The 20,389-nt window shown below is 72.7% G+C and carries 22 protein-coding genes; 13 read left to right on the forward strand and 9 right to left on the reverse strand.

The genetic code is table 11. From position 1 onward, the window contains the following. Positions 1–65 precede the first annotated feature (65 nt). From ACGFMP_RS28255 to ACGFMP_RS28280, 6 genes are all read right to left on the reverse strand, one after another. Positions 66–1,466 (reverse strand): 8-oxoguanine deaminase, encoded by a 1,401-nt coding sequence (locus ACGFMP_RS28255; protein ID WP_393675838.1) that lies wholly within the window; start codon positions 1,464–1,466, stop codon positions 66–68. A 15-nt stretch (positions 1,467–1,481) separates the two neighbouring features. Next, positions 1,482–2,384: a factor-independent urate hydroxylase gene (gene pucL, locus ACGFMP_RS28260; protein ID WP_393675839.1), complete on the reverse strand. Its 903-nt coding sequence runs from the start codon at positions 2,382–2,384 to the stop codon at positions 1,482–1,484. 4 nt (positions 2,385–2,388) lie between these two features. Next, positions 2,389–2,781: a hydroxyisourate hydrolase gene (gene uraH / locus ACGFMP_RS28265; RefSeq protein ID WP_393675840.1), complete on the reverse strand. Its 393-nt coding sequence runs from the start codon at positions 2,779–2,781 to the stop codon at positions 2,389–2,391. Next, the gene (gene uraD, locus ACGFMP_RS28270; protein WP_393675841.1) at positions 2,778–3,290 is read right to left on the reverse strand and encodes a 2-oxo-4-hydroxy-4-carboxy-5-ureidoimidazoline decarboxylase; all 513 of its coding nucleotides are present in this window, start codon (positions 3,288–3,290) and stop codon (positions 2,778–2,780) included. Before uraD ends, uraH begins: the two co-directional genes overlap by 4 nt. Positions 3,291–3,347: 57 nt before the next feature. Further along, a complete protein-coding gene (hypB, locus tag ACGFMP_RS28275) occupies positions 3,348–4,145 on the reverse strand; it encodes a hydrogenase nickel incorporation protein HypB (RefSeq protein WP_393675842.1) in 798 nt (265 codons plus the stop codon). A gap of 66 nt (positions 4,146–4,211) precedes the next feature. After that, positions 4,212–4,541: a hydrogenase maturation nickel metallochaperone HypA gene (locus ACGFMP_RS28280; protein ID WP_393675843.1), complete on the reverse strand. Its 330-nt coding sequence runs from the start codon at positions 4,539–4,541 to the stop codon at positions 4,212–4,214. Between the two features lie 239 nt (positions 4,542–4,780). Here ACGFMP_RS28280 and ACGFMP_RS28285 point away from each other — a divergent pair, with 239 nt between their 5' ends. The 13 genes from ACGFMP_RS28285 (at position 4,781) to ACGFMP_RS28345 (ending at position 18,209) form a co-directional block, all read left to right on the forward strand. Beyond that, positions 4,781–5,842, forward strand: a complete 1,062-nt coding sequence (locus ACGFMP_RS28285; RefSeq protein WP_393675844.1) for a hydrogenase expression protein HypE — start codon at positions 4,781–4,783, stop codon at positions 5,840–5,842. Positions 5,843–5,895: 53 nt separating this feature from the next. Continuing rightward, positions 5,896–7,686, forward strand: a complete 1,791-nt coding sequence (locus ACGFMP_RS28290; protein WP_393675845.1) for a nickel-dependent hydrogenase large subunit — start codon at positions 5,896–5,898, stop codon at positions 7,684–7,686. A 1-nt stretch (position 7,687) separates the two neighbouring features. Beyond that, entirely contained in the window at positions 7,688–8,686 is a 999-nt protein-coding gene (locus tag ACGFMP_RS28295; RefSeq protein WP_393675846.1) for a NifU family protein, read from the forward strand. Continuing rightward, positions 8,683–9,357 carry a DUF5947 family protein gene (locus tag ACGFMP_RS28300; protein WP_393675847.1) on the forward strand — a complete coding sequence of 225 codons (675 nt, stop codon included), beginning with the start codon at positions 8,683–8,685 and terminating at the stop codon, positions 9,355–9,357. The genes ACGFMP_RS28295 and ACGFMP_RS28300 overlap by 4 nt, the downstream gene beginning before the upstream one ends. Then, positions 9,354–9,995, forward strand: a complete 642-nt coding sequence (locus ACGFMP_RS28305) for a DUF6084 family protein (protein ID WP_393675848.1) — start codon at positions 9,354–9,356, stop codon at positions 9,993–9,995. Before ACGFMP_RS28300 ends, ACGFMP_RS28305 begins: the two co-directional genes overlap by 4 nt. Beyond that, positions 9,992–11,476, forward strand: coding sequence for a hypothetical protein (locus ACGFMP_RS28310; protein WP_393675849.1), 1,485 nt, complete (start codon positions 9,992–9,994; stop codon positions 11,474–11,476). Before ACGFMP_RS28305 ends, ACGFMP_RS28310 begins: the two co-directional genes overlap by 4 nt. Further along, complete coding sequence (locus tag ACGFMP_RS28315) at positions 11,473–11,592, forward strand: DUF6893 family small protein (RefSeq protein WP_393675850.1); 120 nt, start codon at positions 11,473–11,475, stop codon at positions 11,590–11,592. Before ACGFMP_RS28310 ends, ACGFMP_RS28315 begins: the two co-directional genes overlap by 4 nt. Next, entirely contained in the window at positions 11,589–12,182 is a 594-nt protein-coding gene (locus ACGFMP_RS28320) for a hydrogenase maturation protease (protein ID WP_393675851.1), read from the forward strand. The genes ACGFMP_RS28315 and ACGFMP_RS28320 overlap by 4 nt, the downstream gene beginning before the upstream one ends. Position 12,183: 1 nt before the next feature. Beyond that, entirely contained in the window at positions 12,184–14,793 is a 2,610-nt protein-coding gene (hypF, locus tag ACGFMP_RS28325; RefSeq protein ID WP_393675852.1) for a carbamoyltransferase HypF, read from the forward strand. 112 nt (positions 14,794–14,905) lie between these two features. Next, a complete protein-coding gene (locus tag ACGFMP_RS28330) occupies positions 14,906–15,259 on the forward strand; it encodes a HypC/HybG/HupF family hydrogenase formation chaperone (protein ID WP_393675853.1) in 354 nt (117 codons plus the stop codon). After that, positions 15,256–16,359 (forward strand): hydrogenase formation protein HypD, encoded by a 1,104-nt coding sequence (gene hypD / locus ACGFMP_RS28335; RefSeq protein ID WP_393675854.1) that lies wholly within the window; start codon positions 15,256–15,258, stop codon positions 16,357–16,359. The genes ACGFMP_RS28330 and hypD overlap by 4 nt, the downstream gene beginning before the upstream one ends. A 17-nt stretch (positions 16,360–16,376) precedes the next feature. Next, positions 16,377–17,465 (forward strand): hydrogenase expression/formation protein HypE, encoded by a 1,089-nt coding sequence (gene hypE / locus ACGFMP_RS28340; protein WP_393675855.1) that lies wholly within the window; start codon positions 16,377–16,379, stop codon positions 17,463–17,465. Beyond that, positions 17,466–18,209, forward strand: coding sequence for a DUF6390 family protein (locus tag ACGFMP_RS28345; protein WP_393675856.1), 744 nt, complete (start codon positions 17,466–17,468; stop codon positions 18,207–18,209). 31 nt (positions 18,210–18,240) lie between these two features. Here the strand turns inward: ACGFMP_RS28345 and ACGFMP_RS28350 are convergent, their stop codons facing one another. The 3 genes from ACGFMP_RS28350 to ACGFMP_RS28360 form a co-directional block, all read right to left on the reverse strand. Continuing rightward, on the reverse strand, positions 18,241–18,579 hold the full coding sequence (locus tag ACGFMP_RS28350) for a helix-turn-helix domain-containing protein (protein ID WP_393675897.1): 339 nt from the start codon (positions 18,577–18,579) through the stop codon (positions 18,241–18,243). Positions 18,580–18,638: 59 nt separating this feature from the next. After that, positions 18,639–18,890, reverse strand: a complete 252-nt coding sequence (locus tag ACGFMP_RS28355) for a hypothetical protein (RefSeq protein WP_393675857.1) — start codon at positions 18,888–18,890, stop codon at positions 18,639–18,641. Between the two features lie 74 nt (positions 18,891–18,964). Beyond that, positions 18,965–20,335, reverse strand: coding sequence for an amidohydrolase (locus ACGFMP_RS28360; protein WP_393675858.1), 1,371 nt, complete (start codon positions 20,333–20,335; stop codon positions 18,965–18,967). Positions 20,336–20,389 lie beyond the last annotated feature (54 nt).

The following is a 20,389-nucleotide window of genomic DNA, read 5'->3' on the forward strand; positions in this document are numbered from 1 at the left end:
ATGCCCGGCAGGGCATGGCCACCGGTCGGGGGCCGTCCCTCCCCGACCGGTCGTCCGACGGCTGTTCAGGCCAGGCCGGCCAGCGTCGCCAGGCGGCGCGCCTCGGCGCGGGTGAGCCGGGCGACCTCGTCCTCGTCCACCCGGGTCAGCCGCCCCCGCTCCACGACCGGCCGGCCGCCCACCAGCGAGAGGGTGACCGGGGCAGGGGGGCCCATCACCAGGGCGGCCACCGGGTCGGCGATCGACGCGTGGCCGAGGCCGTCCAGCTTCCACAGCACGAGGTCGGCGAGCTTGCCCGCCTCAAGGGAGCCGATCTCGGCGGCCCTGCCGAGGACTTGGGCGCCACCGTAGGTGCCCAGCCGCAGCGACTGCCGGGCGTCGAGCGCCTTCTCGCCGCCGCGGAGGCGGTTGATGAGCAGGGCGTTGCGCAACTCGGTGTGCAGCTCACCGGATTCGTTGGACGCGGTGCCGTCCACGCCGAGGCCGACCGGGATGCCCGCCGCGAGCATGTCGGGCACCCGGGCGATTCCGGCGGCGAGCCGGGCGTTGGAGGACGGGCAGTGGGCGACGCCGGTGCCGGTGCCGGCGAACGCGGCGATGTCGGAGTCGTTCATGTGGACGCAGTGCGCCATCCACACGTCGTCGCCGAGCCAGCCGGTGGACCGGAAGTATTCGGTGGGGCCCATGCCGAACAGCTCGCGGCAGAACTTCTCCTCCTCCACCGTCTCGCTGCCGTGGGTGTGCAGGCGGACGCCCTTGCGGCGGGCCAGCACCGCGGCCTCGCGCAGGAGTTCGGTCGACACCGAGAACGGTGAGCAGGGCGCGGCCGCGATGTGCAGCATCGAGCCGAAGGAGGCGTCGTGGTGGGTGTCGATGGCGGCCTCCGTCGCCAGCAGCGCGCCCTCGGTGGTCTCCACGGCGAAGTCCGGGGGCAGCCCGCCGTCGCTCTTGCCGCGGTCCATGGAACCGCGGGCGGCGGTGAAGCGCACCCCGGTCTCTGCGGCGGCCCTGATCTCGGCCCCGAGCAGGTCGCCGGTGCCGCGCGGGAAGACGTAGTGGTGGTCCATGGCGGTGGTGACGCCGCCGCGGGCCATCATCGCCAGCGAGCCGGCGGCGCCCGCGTGGACGATGTCCTCGTCGATCCGCGCCCACACCGGGTACAGCTCCACCAGCCACTCGAAGAGGTTGCTGTCCTGGGCGAGGCCCCGGGTGAGCCACTGGTAGAAGTGGTGGTGGGTGTTGACCAGGCCGGGGGTGGCCAGGTGCCCGGTGCCGTCGATACGGCGTGCCACGCCGGTCAGGCCCGCGGGCGCGGGTCCTGCGCCCACCGATTCGATGACGTCGCCCGCGACGACGATGTGCCCGGTGGCGTATTCGGTGTCCGCCGCGTCGACGGTCGCGACGGCGCAGTTCTCGATGACGACGCGTTCGGTCGTATCCGTTCCGGTCGTGTCGGTTCCGGTCATGGTGGTCCCCCCTTGTCAGTCCGTCACCGGGATGCGGGCCTCGGCGCCGTCGCGCAGCACTGTGCCCTCGATCAGCCCGTAGGGGCGGTCGGCGGCCAGGTAGACCTCGTTGTCGTTGTCCAGGCCGAAGGGCGCCAGGTCGGCGAGGAAGTGGTGCTTGTTCGGCAGTGACAGCCGCACCTCGTCGATCGCGGCGACCGCGGCGCTGTTGTCGATGACCCGCGAGCCCATCGCGAAAAGGCTCTGCTGGAGCGAGAGCGAGTACGTCTCGGCGAACGCGCCCAGCAGGTCGCCGCGCACCTGTGCGTAGGACTCCTCCCAGCCCGGGACGTCCTGCTCGCCGCCGGTCCAGCCGAACCGCCAGCGGGCGTTGACCTCGGTGGCGAGTATCCGGTCGCGGGTCTCCGCCAGGGTCGTGTACTCGTCCTTGACGAAGCCCCGGAACTCCGAGTCGGTGGAGTTGAGCACCACGAGGCCGGCGAGCCCGGAGACCACCTGCCAGTGCTCGCCGTCGAAGGCGACCTCGGTGGTGCGGGTCTCCTGGCCCTTGCGGACGAAGGAGTGCCCGCCACCGCCGCGGCCGCCGGCCGGTATGCGCTCCCAGGCGTACTCCTGGATCCGTATCCGGGCCCGGTGGATCGACTCCTGGCCGGTCACGAAGTGCCGGGCCAGGTGGATGCCGAAGGCCTCGGCGGAGTCGATGCCGTGCTCCTTGGCGAAGGCGAAGACGGTGTTCTTGGTGGTGTCGGTGGGCAGGACGTTGGCGTTCGACCCGGACAGGTGGACCTCGTCCATGTCGCCGGACAGCGCGACCGAGACGTTCAGGTCCTTGATGTGGTGGGTGTCGCCGTCGCGGGTGACGCGGACGACGCGGTTCTCCGCCTTGCCGTACTGGTTCTGGCCGAGCATCGTGGGCATGTCGCTAGCTCCCTCGGTATACGGAGTAGCCGAACGGGTTGAGCAGCAGCGGTACGTGGAAATGCTCGCCCGGGGTGATGGCGAAGACCACCGCGACCTCGGGGAAGAAGGCTCCGCTGTCCCTTGGACCGTGGTCCGTGCGGGGGGCGTCCTGCTGGGCCTCGGCTGGTCGGGTGTGACGTGCGAGGTACGGCGCCACGTCGAAGTGCAGCCGTACGTGGGATGTGGTCTCCGGCGGCGCGGGAAGGTCCTTGCAGCGGCCGTCGGCGTCGGTCGCGGACGTGCCGTGCGGCTCCCAGGGCGCGTCGGGGCCGCCGCGGACCGACAGTTCGACGGCCACTCCCGCGGCGGGCCGGCCGGTGCTGGTGTCCAGGATGTGGGTCGACACGGACGTCATGACGGATCCTCCTGCGCGGTCTCCGCGAGCCTGCCGAGCCTGATCCTGTTGATCTTTCCCAGTTCGGTGCGGACGATCTCGCGCTCGGTCTCCTCGTCGTTGCCGAGCCGCGCCCGGAGGGCGGCTTTCATCTGCGCACCGGTGGCGCCGGTGGCGCAGATGAGGAAGACGTGGCCGTGGGCCTCCTGGTAGGCGAGGTTGAGCGCGAGCAGTTCCGAGCGGTCCGCGGCGGCGACGCCGCTCTGCTCGCGCGCCGAGGCCGGGTCGCCCGGGGTGGGGCGGCCGATCGGCGGGTGGCCTGCCATGGCCTCGCGCAGGTCGGCGGGTGTCAGCGCCGCCATCGCCGTGTCGCTCGCCGCGAGCAGGTCGTCCACCCGGTCGTACGGCCGCCGCGCGATCACCGCCGCGCCCCAGGCGGCGCTGCCGCACACCTCGTGCAGCAGGGCGGCGGCAGCGGGGGCGGTGGCCGCGTTGAGCCGGCGCAGACCCGGCGGAGCGCTGGAAGTCACACTCGCACGCTAGGAGCCCCCGGCCGCCATCGTCAACAGTTTGTTGAAAACTTATGGTTACGCGCGCAGGTCCCCGCGGTACTGCCCGGCCACCCAGTCGTACCAGGCGTCCATGCCCTCGCCGGTGGTCGCGGACACCGCCAGCAGCCGCAGGCCGGGGTTGACCGAGCGGGCGTACTCCGCGCAGCGGTCGACGTCGAAGTCGACGTAGGGCAGCAGGTCGACCTTGTTGATGACGACGAGGTCGGCCGCCGCGAACATGTACGGGTACTTCAGCGGCTTGTCGGTGCCCTCGGTCACCGAGATGACCACGACCTTGCTGCTCTCGCCGAGATCGAAGAGCGCCGGGCAGACCAGATTGCCGACGTTCTCGATCAGGACGAGCGCGCCCGGCGCCGGTGCCAGGGTGCCGAGCGCGCCGAAGACCATCTCGGCGTCGAGGTGGCATCCCGCCCCGGTGTTCACCTGCACCACCGCGCATCCGGCGCGCTTGATGCGCTCGGCGTCCAGCAGGGTCTCCTGGTCGCCCTCGACGACCGCGACCGGGCGGGTGCCCGCCAGGTCCCTGATGGTGCGTTCGAGCAGCGTGGTCTTGCCGGCGCCGGGGGAGCTCATCATGTTCACCGCCACGACGTCACGCTCGGCGAGCCAGCCGCGGTTGCGCTCCGCCAGGCTCTCGTTCTTGGCGAGCACCCGCTGCTCGAGGGTGACCGTCTCGCCGCCGGGGTGAGGGCCGGGGATGTGCCGGACATCGTCAGCGTGGCTGTGGAGGTCACCGTGGCCGTGCGCGGCGCCGGGGCCGTGGACGTCAGCGTGGGCGTGGTCGTGCGCGGCGCCGGTGTGCTCATGGGGCACCGCGATCCGGATTCCCGCACCCCTGCCGCCGCCCTGATCGGTGCACCCGCAAGTCCCGCACATACCTCAGCCCACTCTCATCGACACGATCTCCAGTTCCCGCCCCGCCGTCACCTCGACGTCGGCACTTCCGCACGCGCACAGCAGTATCAGATCATCCAGGGTGAAATCCGCGCCGCAACTGCGGCACAAGGCCGTTCCCCGCGGCTGGTCGATTTCCAGCACCGCGCCTTCCGCGACCGTCCCGCCGGTCACCAGGTCGAAGCAGAAACGCATCGAATCCGGCACCACTGCGGTCAGTGCGCCCACCCTGACCCGGACCGTCCGCACGGGGCGCCCCGCCGCACGTTCGCATACCGCGTCGACAACGCTCTGCGTGATGGCCAATTCGTGCACGCGACCTCTTCTCCACAGCGCAGGCGACCACCGCCCGAGCCGCGTATTCACTCGCCCGGCGTATCGCCCGCACCATTCGGGTGCGGGCGGCCGGTGAATTCCCGTGTTGACAGGGCATTCACGGCGAGCCTAGATGGTAACAATGTCGCAGCACCGCACTCGCGTGGAAAGTCGGCCCGATTGCGGGACGATCCGGCTGCGAACCGGCAAGGGAGCCACTGGCGATCCCGGAAGGTGGCATGGCTATGCCGACTGACGAGGCAGTTCTTGCGGAAGACACTCTGATCCACGTCCTGTGGATCAATGCCGGTCTCAGCTGCGACGGCGACTCCGTGTCGCTGACCGCCGCCACCCAGCCGAGCATCGAGGAGATCGCCCTCGGCGCGCTCCCGGGGCTGCCGAAGATCGCCGTGCACTGGCCGCTGATCGACTTCGAGTGCGGCCCCACCGGCGGCGCCGACGACTTCCTGGAGTGGTTCTTCAAGGCGGACCGCGGCGAACTCGACCCGTTCGTCCTGGTCGTCGAGGGGTCGATCCCCAACGAGAAACTGCACGACGAGGGCTACTGGTCCGGCTTCGGCAACGACCCCGCGACCGACCAGCCGATCACCACCAGCGAGTGGCTGGACCGGCTGGTGCCCAAGGCCACCGCGGTCGTCGCGGTCGGCACCTGCGCCACCTACGGCGGCATCCACGCCATGGCGGGCAACCCGACCGGCGCCATGGGCGTGCCCGACTACCTGGGCTGGGACTGGAAGTCCAAGGCCGGGATCCCGATCGTGTGCGTGCCCGGCTGCCCCATCCAGCCGGACAACCTCTCCGAGACCCTCACCTACCTGCTCTACATGGCCACCGACCAGGCCCCGATGATCCCGCTCGACGACGCGCTGCGGCCGACCTGGCTGTTCGGCCAGACCGTGCACGAGGGGTGCGACCGCGCGGGCTACTACGAGCAGGCCGACTTCGCGACGGAGTACGGCTCGCCGAAGTGCATCGTCAAGCTCGGCTGCTGGGGCCCTGCCGTGAAGTGCAACGTGCCCAAGCGCGGCTGGATGAACGGCATCGGCGGCTGCCCGAACGTCGGCGGCATCTGCATCGGCTGCACCATGCCGGGCTTCCCCGACAAATTCATGCCCTTCATGGACGAGCCGCCCGGCGGAAAGGTCTCCACCAACGCGGTGGGGCTGTACGGCGCGACGATGCGCCGGCTGCGCGGGATCACCACGCACACCCTGGACCGGGAACCCAAATGGCGTAAGCGCGGAACCGAGCTGACCACCGGAGCCACCCGTACCTGGTGACGCCACCGCTCCCCCGACCATTCACCGCGACAACAGAAGGACGAGACGGCGCAATGACGGCGACGCAGCACAAGGGCGGCAGCGGGAAATCCGGCAAAGACGAACTGGTGGAGATGGCGTGGGACCCCATCACCCGGATCGTCGGCAGTCTGGGTATCTACACGAAGATCGATTTCAAGCAGCGGGTGGTGGCCGAGTGCCACAGCACCAGCTCCATCTTCCGCGGCTATTCGGTCTTCATGAAGGGCAAGGACCCGCGGGACGCGCACTTCATCACCAGCCGGATCTGCGGAATCTGCGGTGACAACCACGCCACCTGCTCGTGTTACGCGCAGAACATGGCCTACGGGGTCAAGCCGCCGCATCTGGGCGAATGGATCGTCAATCTCGGCGAGGCGGCCGAGTACATGTTCGACCACAACATCTTCCAGGAGAATCTGGTCGGGGTCGACTACTGCGAGAAGATGGTCGCGGAGACGAATCCGGGAGTGCTCGAAAAGGCGAACAGGACGCCGTCGCCGCACGGTGAGGCGCACGGCTACAAGACCATCGGCGACATCATGCGGTCGCTGAACCCGTTCACCGGCGAGTTCTACCGCGAGGCACTTCAGGTCAGCCGGATGACCCGGGAGATGTTCTGCCTGATGGAGGGCCGCCATGTGCACCCCTCCACGCTCTACCCGGGCGGCGTGGGCACGGTCGCGACCATCCAGCTGATGACCGACTACATCACGCGCCTGCAGCGGTACGTCGAGTTCATGAAGAAGGTCGTGCCGATGCACGACGACCTCTTCGACTTCTTCTACGAGGCGCTGCCCGGTTACGAGCAGGTCGGCAACCGGCGCATCCTGCTGGGCTGCTGGGGCTCCTTCCAGGACCCCGAGCACTGCAACTTCAAGTACGAGGACATGACCGAGTGGGGCCGGAAGATGTACGTCACCCCGGGTGTCGTCGTCGACGGGAAGCTGGTCACCACCGACCTGGTCAAGATCAACCTGGGCATCCGCATCCTGCTCGGCTCGTCGTACTACGGCGACTGGGAGGACCAGGAGATGTTCGTGACCCACGACCCGCTGGGCAATCCCGTCGACCGGCGGCACCCGTGGAACCAGCACACCAACCCGCGACCGCAGAAGCGGGACCTGGACGACAAGTACAGCTGGGTGATGTCGCCGCGCTGGTTCGACGGCAAGGACTACCTCGCGCTGGACACCGGAGGCGGCCCGCTCGCGCGGCTGTGGACCACGGCGCTGGCCGGTCTCGTCGACATCGGCTACGTCCAGGCCACCGGCAGGAGCGTGAAGATCAACCTGCCGAAGACCGCGCTCAAAGGCCCGGTGGAGCTGGAGTGGCGGATCCCGCAGTGGAGCAACACCATCGAGCGCAACCGGGCGCGCACCTATTTCCAGGCCTACGCGGCCGCCTGCGCACTGCACTTCGCGGAGCAGGCGCTGGCGGAGATCAGGGCCGGCAGGACCAAGACCTGGGAGAAGTTCGAGGTCCCGGACGAGGGCATCGGCTGCGGCTTCACCGAGGCCGTGCGCGGTGTGCTCTCGCACCACATGGTGATCAGGGACGGCAAGATCGCCAACTACCACCCGTATCCGCCGACGCCGTGGAACGCCAGCCCGCGCGACACGTACGGCACCCCCGGACCCTACGAGGACGCGGTGCAGGGCCAGCCGATCTTCGAGGAGAACGACCGGGAGAACTTCAAGGGCATCGACATCATGCGCACGGTGCGCAGCTTCGACCCGTGCCTGCCGTGCGGTGTGCACATGTACCTCGGCGAGGGCAAGAAGCTGGAACTGCTGCACTCCCCGACCCAGTCCGCGGGTGCGTGAGGTGGCCGAGCGTCCTGAGCCCGTCCCGGCCGCGACAGGCACGGCCGAGCCCGCTGGTCCCGCCGCGGAGCGCTGGCGCGCGACCGGTGAGCGTATCGACACCCTGATCGCCGCCAGCTCCTCCGGCGGGGCCGTCGCCCGCGAGCGGAGCGAGGAACTGGTCCGGCTGGTCACCGACTTCTACGGGGCCGGCCTCGAACGGCTGCTGGACCTGCTGCACGAGCAGGGCCGGCTGGACGACGGCGTGCTGGCCGCGCTGGCCGGCGACGACCTGGTCGCCAGCCTGCTCCTGGTGCACGGCCTCCACCCGTACAGCGTGGAGACCCGGGTCGAGCAGGCGCTGGAGAGCGTGCGTCCGTATCTGGGCTCGCACGGCGGCGACGTGGAGCTGGTCGGCATCGCCGACGACGGCACCGTACGGCTGCGCCTGCTGGGATCCTGCGACGGCTGCCCCTCGTCCTCCGCCACCCTTCAGCTGGCCGTGCAGGGCGCCGTCGAGGCCGCGGCGCCCGAGGTCACATCGATCGAGGTCGAGACGCCTGAGGAGGCGGCGGCCGGCGCCGGCACGGTGGTCCCGGTCGAGGCGCTCTTCACCCGGCTGCGCGACGCCGCGCCCGACCCGGCCGGCGCGTCCGGGCAGCAGGCGGCCGGCGCCTCGTGGCAGCCGGTGTCGGAACTGGCGGCGCTGGAGCCCGGGGCGGTGCTGTGCTGCGACGTCGCCGGGGTGACGGTGCTGGTCTGCCGGCTCGGGTCGGAATACTTCGCCTTCCTGGACCGGTGCGTGCGGTGCGAGGGGCCGATGGCGGGCTCCACGCTCGCCCGGCGGCTGGGCGGCGCCTCAGGCGACGTCCTGCTGCGGTGCCCCGGCTGCCGGGCGCACTACGACGTGCGGCGGGCCGGTGCCTGCGTCGACGCGGAGGGCCTGCACCTGGACCCGCTGCCGCTGCTGGCGAACGGCACGGCCGTCTCGGTCGCGGTGCCCACCCCGGTGGCGCCATGACCGTCCACGGCCGCGCGTCGTCCTCCCCTGCCGCCTCGCTGCTGCGCATCAACCGCCGCCGCCCGCCTGCCGCCCCGGGCGAGCGCTGCGAGATGTGCGCGGAGCCGGTCGCGGCGGAGCACTCGCACGTGGTGAACCTGGAAAGCCGGGCCCTGATGTGCGCCTGCCGGCCCTGCTACCTGCTCTTCGCCGCCGAGGACGCGGGGCTGCGCCACCGCGCGGTACCCGAGCGCTACCTGGCCTTCGACGGGCTCGTCCTTGACGACCGGACGTGGGACGAACTGCAGATCCCGGTCGGCCTGGCCTTCGTCTTCCGCAGCTCCGTCCAGGACCGCACCATCGCCTTCTACCCGGGTCCCGCCGGCGCCACCGAGTCCGAACTCCCGCTGGACGCCTGGGACACCATCGCCGAGGCGCACCCCGAACTGTCCGTGCTGCGCCAGGACGTGGAGGCGCTGCTGGTACGGCGCACCGACGACTGCGGCGCGGGCGCGGGGCGGCACGACTCGTGCCATCTGGTGCCCATCGACGCCTGCTATGAGCTGGTCGGACGGCTGCGCACGCTGTGGCGCGGCTTCGACGGCGGCCGGGAGGCGCGTGACGCGATGGACGCCTTCTTCGCGCGGGTGAGCGAGCGCAGCAGGACCGCCACCGCGGCGGGGGTCTCATGAGCGGGCTGGGCTTCTCGGTGCTCGACATCGTCGCGGAGCAGTACACCGCCGCACCGCAGTTGACCGCGCGGCTGCGGATCACCGAGGACTCCGGTGAGCGGGTGCACGCCATGGTGCTGCGCTGCCAGGTCCGTGTCGAGCCGCAGCGGCGGCACTACGACGAGGCGGAACGCGACGGCCTGCGTGCCCTGTTCGGCGGGAACGAGCGGTGGGCCGACACCCTGCGGCCCTTCCAGTGGATGCAGTGCGGCACCACCGTGCAGGGCTTCACCGGCACCACCGACGTCGACCTGCCGCTGCCGTGCACCTACGACTTCGACGTGGTCGGCTCCCGCTACCTGCACGCGCTTCGCGACGGTCACGTGCCGCTCGGGCTGCTGTTCTCCGGGACCGTCTTCACCAAGGGCGCCGCGGGCTTCGGGGTACGCCAGGTGCCGTGGGACTGCGAGGCCCGGTACGCCATGCCGGTCGCGGTGTGGCGGCGGATGATCGCGTCCCACTACCCGGAATCCGGCTGGATCAGGCTCGGCCAGGACGCGCTCGACAGCCTGGCCGACTTCCGCGCCAGGCGCGGGCTGATCAGCTGGGACGAGACGGTGCGCACGCTGCTGGCAGGAATCGGCGAGGTGGTCGCATGACGGCGGTGGACGCCTCCGAGACCGGCGCCCCCACGGATCTGGCCCAGGTCCGTACGATCGCCGACGCGGTGCTCTACGAGGGCTACCTGCTCTACCCCTACCGCGCCAGCTCGCACAAGAACCAGTCGCGCTGGCAGTTCGGGGTCCTCGGGCCGCCCGGCGCGGCACCCGGCAGCTTCGGCGAGGAGCCGGGCATGGCGATGCAGTGCCTGCTCACCGCGCCCGGAGCCGCGCTGGGAGCCACCTCCGAGGCCGCCCCCGGAGCCGCGCCCGAGGCCGCCCCCGCGACGGTCGCGGTCCGGCTGCGATTCCTCCGGTTGCAGGTCCGCGAGGTGCAGCGGCGCGACGGTGACGGCAGCCACCACCCGGTCGCCGAGCTGAGCGTGGACGGGACCTCGGTGCTCAGCTGGGACGAGGCGGTGGAGCACGAGATCGCCCTGCCCGTACGCCCGTTGACGCGGCCCACCGACGAACTCCACACCGTCGTCGGCGGCGAGGACATCGAGACGCTCACCGACGCCCGGGGCGAGCGGGTCGGCCGGATCGTACGGCGGCGTGAGGAGCTGACGCTACGGATCCGCACCACCGCGGAGGTCGACGGCGGCCTCGTCCGGCTGTCGGTGGCCGTGGACAACGAGCACCCGGGCACCGCCGCGGACAAGCACGCCGCGATCCGCGCCTCGCTGATCGGCGCGCACCTCATCGTCCAGGCGCGCGGCGCCCGCTTCGTCTCGCTGCTCGACCCGCCCGCGGAGGCGGCATCCGCGGCCGCCGGCTGCCGGCAGCGGCGCTGCTGGCCGGTGCTGGCCGGGCCCGCCGGTGCGACCGACACCGTGCTCGGCGCGCCGATCATCCTGTACGACCACCCGGAGGTGGCCGAGCAGAGCCCCGGCGCCCTCTTCGACTCCACCGAGATCGACGAGATCCTGACCCTGCGGATCATGACCATGACCGAGCAGGAGAAGGCGGAGGCACGGGCAACCGATCTGCGCGCAGGGGAGATCATCGACCGCTGCGACGCGATGTCGGCCGCGGACCTCCGGCAGCTGCACGGCCTGCTGCGCGACCCGCACGCGCCCCGGACCGTGTCCGGACACGGGCCCGACGTGCGGGACGCCGAGCCCGCCGACTTCGACACCGGCGGCCTTCCCTGGTGGGACCCCGCCGCGGACGCCGCGGTCCACCCGGCCGGCGACACCGTGGTCATCGACGGTGTGGCCGTGGGCAAGGGCAGCCTCGTGCGGGTGCATCCGTCCCGGCGGGCCGACGCGCAGGACATCTTCTTCGCCGGCCGGACGGCACGGGTCACCGCCGTCCTGTCCGACGTCGACGGCGGCACCCATGTCGCCCTGGTCCTCGTCGACGACCCGGCGGCCGACCTGCACGACTGGTACGGCCGCTACTTCTACTTCGCACCCGACGAGCTGGAACCGCTGCCCGCGGACAGCGCCACGCACCATCGAGAGGAGAGCCCGTCATGAGGATCCTGGGCAGGGTCACCGCGGGGCTGGCCGCCGCCACCGCGGTCGCAGGACTCGCCGCCGCAGTTCTGTCGATCCCCGACATCCGCCGCTACCTGCGTATGCGCTCGATGTGACCGGCGTGGGCGGGGGCGTGCTCGTGGCGGGCGTCGGCAACATCTTCCTCGGTGACGACGGCTTCGGCCCCGAGGTCGTCAGGCGGTTCGCGGCGGCCGGCGGCCTACCGCCGCGGGTGCGCGCCGTCGACTACGGCATCCGCGGCATGCACCTGGCCTACGACCTCCTCGACGGCTGCGACGCGCTGGTGCTCGTGGACGCCCTCGGGGGTGACGGGCCGCCCGGCACGGTCACCGTGCTCGAAGTCGGCGCCGACGACCTCGGCGCCGGCGAGTTCGACGCGCACGGGATGCATCCGGCCGCGGTGCTCGGCTGCCTGGAGGCGCTGGGCGGCAGGCTGCCCGCCTGCTACGTCGTCGGCTGTGTGCCCGCCGACGTCGGGGAGGGCATCGGGCTCAGCGAGACCGTCGCCTCCGCGGTGCCGGAGGCCATCACCGCGGTGCGCACGCTGCTGACCAGGCTGTGCCCGGCGGGAACCGGGACCGGGACCGGGACCGGGACCGGGACCGGGCCCGAGCCCGTGACCGCCGCCGTACCCGGGAGCGATGCCGTGCCCGGGACCGATGTCGTGACGCCCCGGAGGCCGTGAGATGTGCCTGGGCATTCCCGGCCGAGTCGTCGGGATCGTGGAAGGTCACGCGGGACAGCTCGCGCTGGTCGACGTGGAGGGCGCGCAGCGGCGGATCAACATCGGCATGCTGGACGCGCCGCCGGACAGCGGCGACTGGGTACTGCTGCACATGGGCTTCGCGCTCGAGGTCATCGACCGGGCCGCGGCCGCCGAGGCGATGTCGGGCCTGGAGATGATGGGGCGCGGCAGGACCGGCCGGATCCGGCGGCGCTTCGAGGTGCACGGCGTCGTCCAGGGCGTCGGCTTCCGGCCCTTCGTCTACGTCACGGCGGCCGAACTGGCGCTCACCGGCTGCGTGGCGAACACCGGGGCCGGCGTGGTCGCCGAGGTCGAGGGCGACGCGGCGGCAGTGGAGGAGTTCGGGCGCCGGCTGCGTGCGGAGCCGCCGCCGCTCGCGCGGGTGGAGTCCGTTGCGGAGTCCGAGCAGGACCCGCTCGGCGGCTCAGGATTCACCATCGGGCCGTCCGGCGGGGACGCGGCGGGCGGTGCCGGGCCGAGGACGCTCGTCTCCCCCGACGTCGCCACCTGCCAGGCGTGCCTGGACGAGATGCGCGACCCGGCGGACCGGCGCCACCGCCACCCCTTCATCACCTGCACCCACTGCGGTCCGCGCTTCACGATCGTCACCGGCACGCCGTACGACAGGGCCGCCACCACGATGGCGGACTTCGCCATGTGCGAGGACTGCCGGGCCGAGTACGAGGACCCGGCCGACCGCCGCTTCCACGCGCAGCCCATCGCCTGCCGCGCGTGCGGGCCGCGGCTCGAACTGGTCGGCAAGGACGGCACACCCCCGCTCACCGACGACGACGCGGTGCGCGCCGCGCGTGTCCTGCTCGCCGACGGCCGGATCCTCGCGGTCAAGGGGCTCGGCGGCTACCACCTCGTGTGCGACGCGCGCGACGCGGACGCGGTCGCGGAGCTGCGGCGCCGCAAGCGGCGCGGCGGCAAGCCGTTCGCGGTGATGGTGCGCGACCTCGGTGTCGCCCGCGGCCTGGTGGCGATGTCCGCGGACGAGGAGGGCCTGCTCACCGGTGTCCGCCGCCCGATCGTGCTGCTCGCCCGGCAGGCGCGGGAGCCGGAACCGGAGGGTGGATCGGGGTCCGGGCGGGAGCGCACCGGGGGTGTGTGCGACGCCGTCGCGCCGGGCAGTCCCGACCTCGGGGTGATGCTGCCCTACACGCCGCTGCACGTGCTGCTCTTCGGGATCGGGGACGACGCCCCGGGTCCCGATGTGCTGGTCATGACGTCGGGAAACCTGTCGGGCGAACCGATCGTCACCGACGATGCCCGGGCGCTCGACGACCTGGCGCCGCTGGTCGACGGATGGCTGCGGCACGACCGGGTGATCCACGTGCCGTGCGACGACTCGGTCAGCCGGTTCGCGGCGGGCGCGGAACTCCCGGTGCGCAGGTCGCGCGGGTACGCACCGCTGCCGCTCGTGGCGCCCTTCGAGCTGCCGCCGACGCTGGCGGTCGGCGCGGACCTGAAGAACACCTGCGCGCTCGGGTCCGGCCGCCACGCCTGGGTCAGCCAGCACATCGGCGACATGGACGACCTGTCCACCGTGGCGGCGCTGACCGCGACGGCCGCGCATCTGGAGGTGATCACCGGGGTGGAGCCGGGGCGGCTCGTCGCCGACCCGCACCCCGGCTACCGGTCAGCCGACTGGGCGCGCCGCCACGCGGCGGGCCGCCCGGTGCGTACCGTCCAGCACCACCACGCCCACATCACGTCCGTCATGGGCGAGCACGGGCTGGGCGCGGACGAGGAGGTGATCGGGGTCGCCTTCGACGGCACCGGCCACGGCACCGACGGTGCGGCCTGGGGAGGCGAGGTGCTGCTCGCCGGGTACGCGTCCTTCCGCAGGGCCGCGCATCTGGCGTACGTACCGCTCGCGGGCGGCGACGCGAGCGTGCTGCGGCCCTACCGGATGGCACTGGCGCACCTGCACGCCGCCGGTGTCGCCCTGGACGGCGACCTGCCGCCGGTGCGGGCCTGCCGGCCGCGCGAACAGGCCGTGCTGCTGCACCAGTTCACCACCGGCTTCGGCTGCGTGCCGACCTCCAGCGTCGGGCGGCTCTTCGACGCGGTCGCCGCGCTGATCGGTGTGCGGCAGGAGGTCGACTACGAGGCCGAGGCCGCCGTATGCCTGGAGGGCCTGGCCAGAGCCGCGGGGCCGCTGCCCGCGGGGGCCGAGGACCGCTACGCCTTCGCGGTCCTGCCCGCGGCCGACCCGGCGGGGCGGGAGCCCGCCGTCGCGGACGCGGGCCCGGTGATCCGCGCGGTGGTGGACGACGTACGGGCAGGTGTACCGCCCGAGCAGATCGCCGCCCGCTTCCACGCCTGCCTGGCCACGCTCGTCGCCGACCTCGCGGACCTCTGCCGCACGCGGTCCGGTCTGCGGCGGGTCGCGCTGGGCGGCGGGGTCTTCCAGAACGCCGTGCTGCTCGATGCCGCCCAGCGCGCCCTCACACAAAGGGAGTTCACCGTCCTGCGGCCCAGGCTGCTGCCGCCCAACGACGGGGGCATCGCCTTCGGCCAGCTCCTGGTCGCGGCGTCGGGCTGACGGCCACGACGACCGCCGCACCGCGGGATCCCGCCCGCACCACCGCCACACCGCACGGAGACGACAGCACAGTTCGCGAGACCTGTACCGCAAAGGAAGAGGCGAGAAAGCCATGTGTCTGGCAGTTCCCGGATGCATTCTCAGTACCACCGAGGTCGACGGCACCGTGATGGCCGACGTCGACTTCGGCGGCGTACGCAAAGAGGTGTGCCTGCAGTACATCCCCGACGCCGCGGTGGGTGAATACGTCGTGGTCCACGTCGGGTTCGCCATCCAGCGCCTCGACGAGGAGTCGGCCCTGCGCACCCTCGCCGATTTCGACCGGCTCGGCATCCTCGCCGAGGAGTTCGGCGACGGCTTCGAAACCCCCGCGCAGCACAAGGGTGTCCGGCCCGCACAGCCGGCACCGGACAGGTCCTGGGTGCCGGGTGCCACCGGCGCCGTCCGCGAAGGAGCCGACTCGTGAAGTACCTCGACGAATTCAGCAATCCCGCCATGGCGGAGAAGCTCCTCGAAGAGATCCACGCCGTCACCACCAGGCCCTGGGCCATGATGGAGGTCTGCGGCGGCCAGACGCACTCGATCATCCGGCACGGCATCGACCAGCTGCTGCCCGACGGCATCGAGATGATCCACGGACCCGGCTGCCCGGTGTGCGTGACGCCGCTGGAGATCATCGACCGGGCGCTGGCGATCGCCGCCAGGCCCGGGGTCGTCTTCTGCTCGTTCGGCGACATGCTGCGGGTGCCGGGGAGCAGCCAGGACCTGTTCGCGGTCAAGAGCGCGGGCGGCGACGTGCGCGTGGTGTACTCGCCGCTCGACGCGCTCAAGATCGCCCGGCAGAATCCGGACAAGGAGGTCGTGTTCTTCGGGATCGGCTTCGAGACCACCGCGCCCGCCAACGCGATGACGGTCCACCAGGCCAAGCGGCTGGGTGTGCGGAACTTCTCGCTGCTGGTCTCCCACGTCCTGGTGCCGCCGGCGATCGCCGCCATCATGGAGTCCTCCACCTGCCGGGTGCAGGCCTTCCTGGCCGCGGGCCACGTGTGCAGCGTGATGGGCACCTCGGAGTACCCCGCGCTCGCGGAGAAGTACCGGGTCCCCATCGTGGTCACCGGCTTCGAACCGCTGGACATCCTCGAGGGCGTCCGCCGCACGGTGCTCCAACTGGAGCAGGGGCGGCACGAGTTGGAGAACGCCTATCCGCGAGCCGTGCGCGACGAGGGCAACATCCCCGCCATGGCGATGCTGCGGGACGTCTTCGAGGTGACCGACAGGACGTGGCGCGGGATCGGGATGATCCCGCGCAGCGGCTGGCAGTTGTCCGACGGATACCGCGACTTCGACGCGGAGCGGCGCTTCGGGGTCACCGGCATCCACACCGAGGAGTCGTCGCTGTGCCGCTCGGGTGAAGTGCTCCAAGGCCTGATCAAGCCGCACGAGTGCGCCGCCTTCGGCAAGGAGTGCACCCCCAGGAACCCGCTCGGCGCCACGATGGTGTCCTCCGAGGGCGCCTGCGCCGCCTACCATACCTACCGCCGGCTCGAGCTGGTGGACGCCAAGTGACCGCGGCCATGCACGACATGACACAGCGGACGGCCGAGGCGCCGGCCGCCGCCCCCGACCTGGACTTCGAGGGCTGGGTCTGCCCGGTGCCGCTGCGGGACACGCCGACCGTCATGATGGGCCACGGTGGTGGCGGGGCGATGTCCGCGGAACTGGTCGAGCACCTGTTCCTGCCCGCCTTCGCCGGCGCGGCCACCGCGGAACTCGGCGACTCCGCCGTCCTCACGGTCGGCGGCTCCCGGCTCGCCTTCTCCACCGACTCCTACGTGGTGAAGCCGATGTTCTTCCCCGGCGGCTCCATCGGCGACCTCGCGGTGAACGGCACGGTCAACGACCTGGCGATGTCCGGCGCGCGGCCGCTCTTCCTGTCGACCGCCTTCGTCCTCCAGGAGGGCACGGAGATCGCCGAACTCGGCCGGATCGCCGCCGCGATGGGCGCCGCCGCCCGGGCCGCGGGCGTGCGGCTGGTGACCGGCGACACCAAGGTCGTCGAGCGCGCCAGCGGGGACGGCGTCTACATCAACACCTCCGGCATCGGTGTGGTCCCCGACGGCGTCGACATCGGACCCCGCCGCGCGCGGCCGGGCGACGCGGTCATCGTCAGCGGCGACATCGGGGTGCACGGGGTGGCGGTGCTGAGCTGCCGGGAGGGCCTGGAGTTCGGCACCGCCGTGGAGAGCGACACCGCCGCGCTGCACGGCCTCGTCGCCGACATGCTCGCCACCGGCGCGGATCTGCATGTGCTGCGCGACCCCACGCGCGGCGGCGTGGCGGCGTCGCTCAACGAGATCGCGCGGGCGTCGTCGGTCGGTGTCGACCTGGTGGAGCGGGAGTTGCCCGTCCCGCCGGCCGTGGCCGACGCGTGCAGCCTGCTCGGCCTCGACCCGCTCCAGGTCGCCAACGAGGGCAAGCTGCTGGCGATCGTGCCCGCCGAATCCGCGGACAAGGTCCTCGCGGCCGTCCAGGCGCACCCGCTGGGACGGTCGGCCCGCAGGATCGGCACCTGCGTGCCGGAGCACCCCGGCATGGTGGTCGCCAGGACAGGACTTGGCGGCACCCGGGTGGTGGGGCTTCCGGTCGGCGAGCAGCTTCCGCGGATCTGCTGAGTGAGCGGCCGCGGCGCTGCGCTCTTCGCGCGATACGCCTACCCGCCCAACGAGCTGGGCTACTGCGGGCCCGAGGACGCCTCGGCCCTGCTGCGGCCCGGCACGGCCGCGGACATCGAGCGGCGGGCCCGGGAGTTCGAGGGAGCGTGGTGCTACCTCGAATTCCTCGCCGAGAGCGCCGGGCTCGCCGACCCGCTGGACGAGCGGGTGGTGGAGGCGTACTGGATCGGCAACGACCTGCTGGACCGGGCGTCGCCCGGCGCGCTGCTCGACCGGATGCGGGACCGCTTCCGCACCCAGTCGGGCGGCACCTGGCGGGAGGCGGGGGACGGCGCCGTGGCCCATCACAGCTTCCAGGTCTTCGACGTCTACCCCTGGGCCGGGATGCTGCGCGCCTCCGGCCACCCGGCCGCGCTCACCGTGCTGGACCGGTGCCGTATCAGGACCGGCCTGGTCCGCGGTGTCGACGGCGAGTCCGCGTCGGTGGAGTCGGCGCCGCTGCTGTGGGACGGCGCCGCCATGGTGACGGGCCCGCCCCGCATCGAGCGGGTCCGCTGGTCCACCGGGGGCCGGTCGCTGATCGAACGCCCCTCACCCGGCGATCTGGTGGCGCTGCACTGGGACTGGGTGTGCGACGTCCTCACCGAGGACCAGGCCGCGCGTATCCGCTCCCTCGAAGCCCGCAGGCGGCAGGGGCAGCAGGCCCCGCCCGCCCTCGGCCCCAGTCCTGGCCCCGGCGTCTGACCGGGGCCAGGGCCCGGCGGGGGCCGGGCCCTCAGGGGCCTTCCTGCTGCGGTTTCCCATCGCGCTGCGCGTTCTCGCGGTTCAGGTAGTTGTAGACGGTGAAGCGGCTGACGCCGAGGGCCGAGGCGACGGTCTCCACGCCGTGCCGCACCGAGAAGGCGCCGCGCTCCTCCAGGATCCGCACCACCTGCTGCTTCTCCTTGCGGCCCAGCGCGGGCAGCGGCCCGTGCCTGCGCTCCAGGTCGGCCAGCAGGTGGTCGAGGGAGTCCGCCAGGTGGGGCAGCCGTACCGCCACCACCGGCTCGCCCTGCCAGCTGAGCACGACATCGTCGCCGCGGGCCCGCGCGGGCGCGACCAGCTCCCCGCCCATCGCGTCCACCAGCGGTTTCACGGCGTCGGCGAAGGGGTGCGACACCTCGTCCGCCGCGGTCACGCCCCGTCCTCCCCCAGCGTGCTGACCTGGAGCGAGACCCGGGTGGCGCCGGCGGCCAGGGTGCGCCGCAGCAGCTCGCACACGGCCGCGAGGACCTCGTCGGCGGTGCCCTCCGCGCTGTTGCCGAACGGCCCCACGTCGACCGCGTCCAGCGTGCCGCCCTCCACGACCTCCCTGGCCACCACCGCGTGGCGGGGCGGCACGTCCAGGTCGAACGGCTCGGTCGTGAATTCCAGCCTCAGTCTCACCAGGTCACCCTTCGGCGGCTGCGGTCGATGTCCGGCTGCTGCCCGCCGCCCCTGCGGCGGCGTCGCAGCCGACCCTATGCGACCTCGGCGGGCACCGTCAGGGCGGCCCGCACCGCGGCCGCCATCGCCCCGATGCCGGTCTCCAGCGTCAGCCGCGGGTGCGGGGCGAACAGCGGCGAGTGGTTCGCCGGCAGCGCCGCGAGCCGTCCCGCCGCGTCCGCGCCCCGGCCGCCCGCGGCGGCGGCCCACTGCCGGGGACCCGTGCCACCGAGCATCCAGTAGGCGGTGCGGACGCCCGGTACGCCGTGCAGGTCGAGGCCCGCGTCGCCGTAGAGCGGGAAGTCCTCGGTGGCCATCGACGGCTGCCAGCGCGCCACCCGGTGCGGCCCGAAGGCGGCCTGGTGGGCGCTCCGCACGGCCGCGGTCGCCGCCGGGTCGGGCACGGTGGGCCGGGAGCGCGAGAGCACCCGTACCGCGGGCTCGGGCGGTGCGGGTTCAGGGGCGGCGGCGGCCTCGGCGCGCACGATGCGGTGCACGGCGGCCACCGCCCGGTCCAGGCCCGCGTCGCTGAAGGCCCGCAGGGTCACTTCGAGCACCGCACGGTCGGCGATGACATTGCCGCCGCCCGGCGTGCCCGCCCTGACCGAGCCCACGGTGACCACCAGCGGCTCCCCGGGGCCGGTCTCGCGGGACACGACCGTCTGGAGCCGCATCACGACCGCCGCGGCGGTGATCACGGGGTCGGCGGCCAGTTGCGGGGCCGCCGCGTGGCCGCCCCTGCCGTGCAGCACCACTTCGAGGGTCACGCTGCCCGCGAGCAGCGGCCCCTCGGCGTGCGCGACCATGCCGGCGGGCAGCGGCACCACGTGCTGGGCCAGCACGTGGGAGGGGGCGGGGAAGCGCCGGTAGAGCCCGTCGGCGAGCATCGCCGCGGCCCCGCTCAGCGTCTCCTCCGCCGGCTGCCCCACGGCGACCAGGGTGCCGCGCCAGGAGTCCGCCGAGCCGGCGAGCACGGCGGCGGCGCCGGACAGCGCAGCCAGGTGCGCGTCATGGCCGCAGGCGTGCATCACCGGCACCGGTGTCCCGTCGGCGCCCGGGGCGGTGACCGTGCTCGCGTAGGGCAGGCCGGTGTCCTCGCGGACCGGGAGGGCGTCGAGTTCGGCGCGGATCATCACGACGGGTCCCGGGCCGTTGCGCAGCACGCCGACCACCCCGTGCCCGCCGACGCCGCCCTCGACCTCCAGGCCACAGGCGCCGAGCGCGGCGGCGAATCGGGCCGCGGTGCGCTCCTCCGCGCCGGACAGCTCGGGTTCGCGGTGCAGGGCGACGTACAGCTCCGCCGCCCGTGCGAGCGCGTCGCCGGGTACGGGGAGGGGCGCGGGCGGGGGGCAGGGCGCGGGCTGGGCCTGCGGGGCGCGAGGGGCTCGCGGTGCCTGGGGGGTCATCGGGTGCTCCTGTGCGTGCAAGCGAAGTGACAGCGGGCGGAAGGGTGATCGGTC

The organism is Streptomyces sp. NPDC049040 (genome assembly GCF_043197715.1).
In the GTDB taxonomy this organism is placed as follows: Bacteria; Actinomycetota; Actinomycetes; order Streptomycetales; family Streptomycetaceae; genus Actinacidiphila.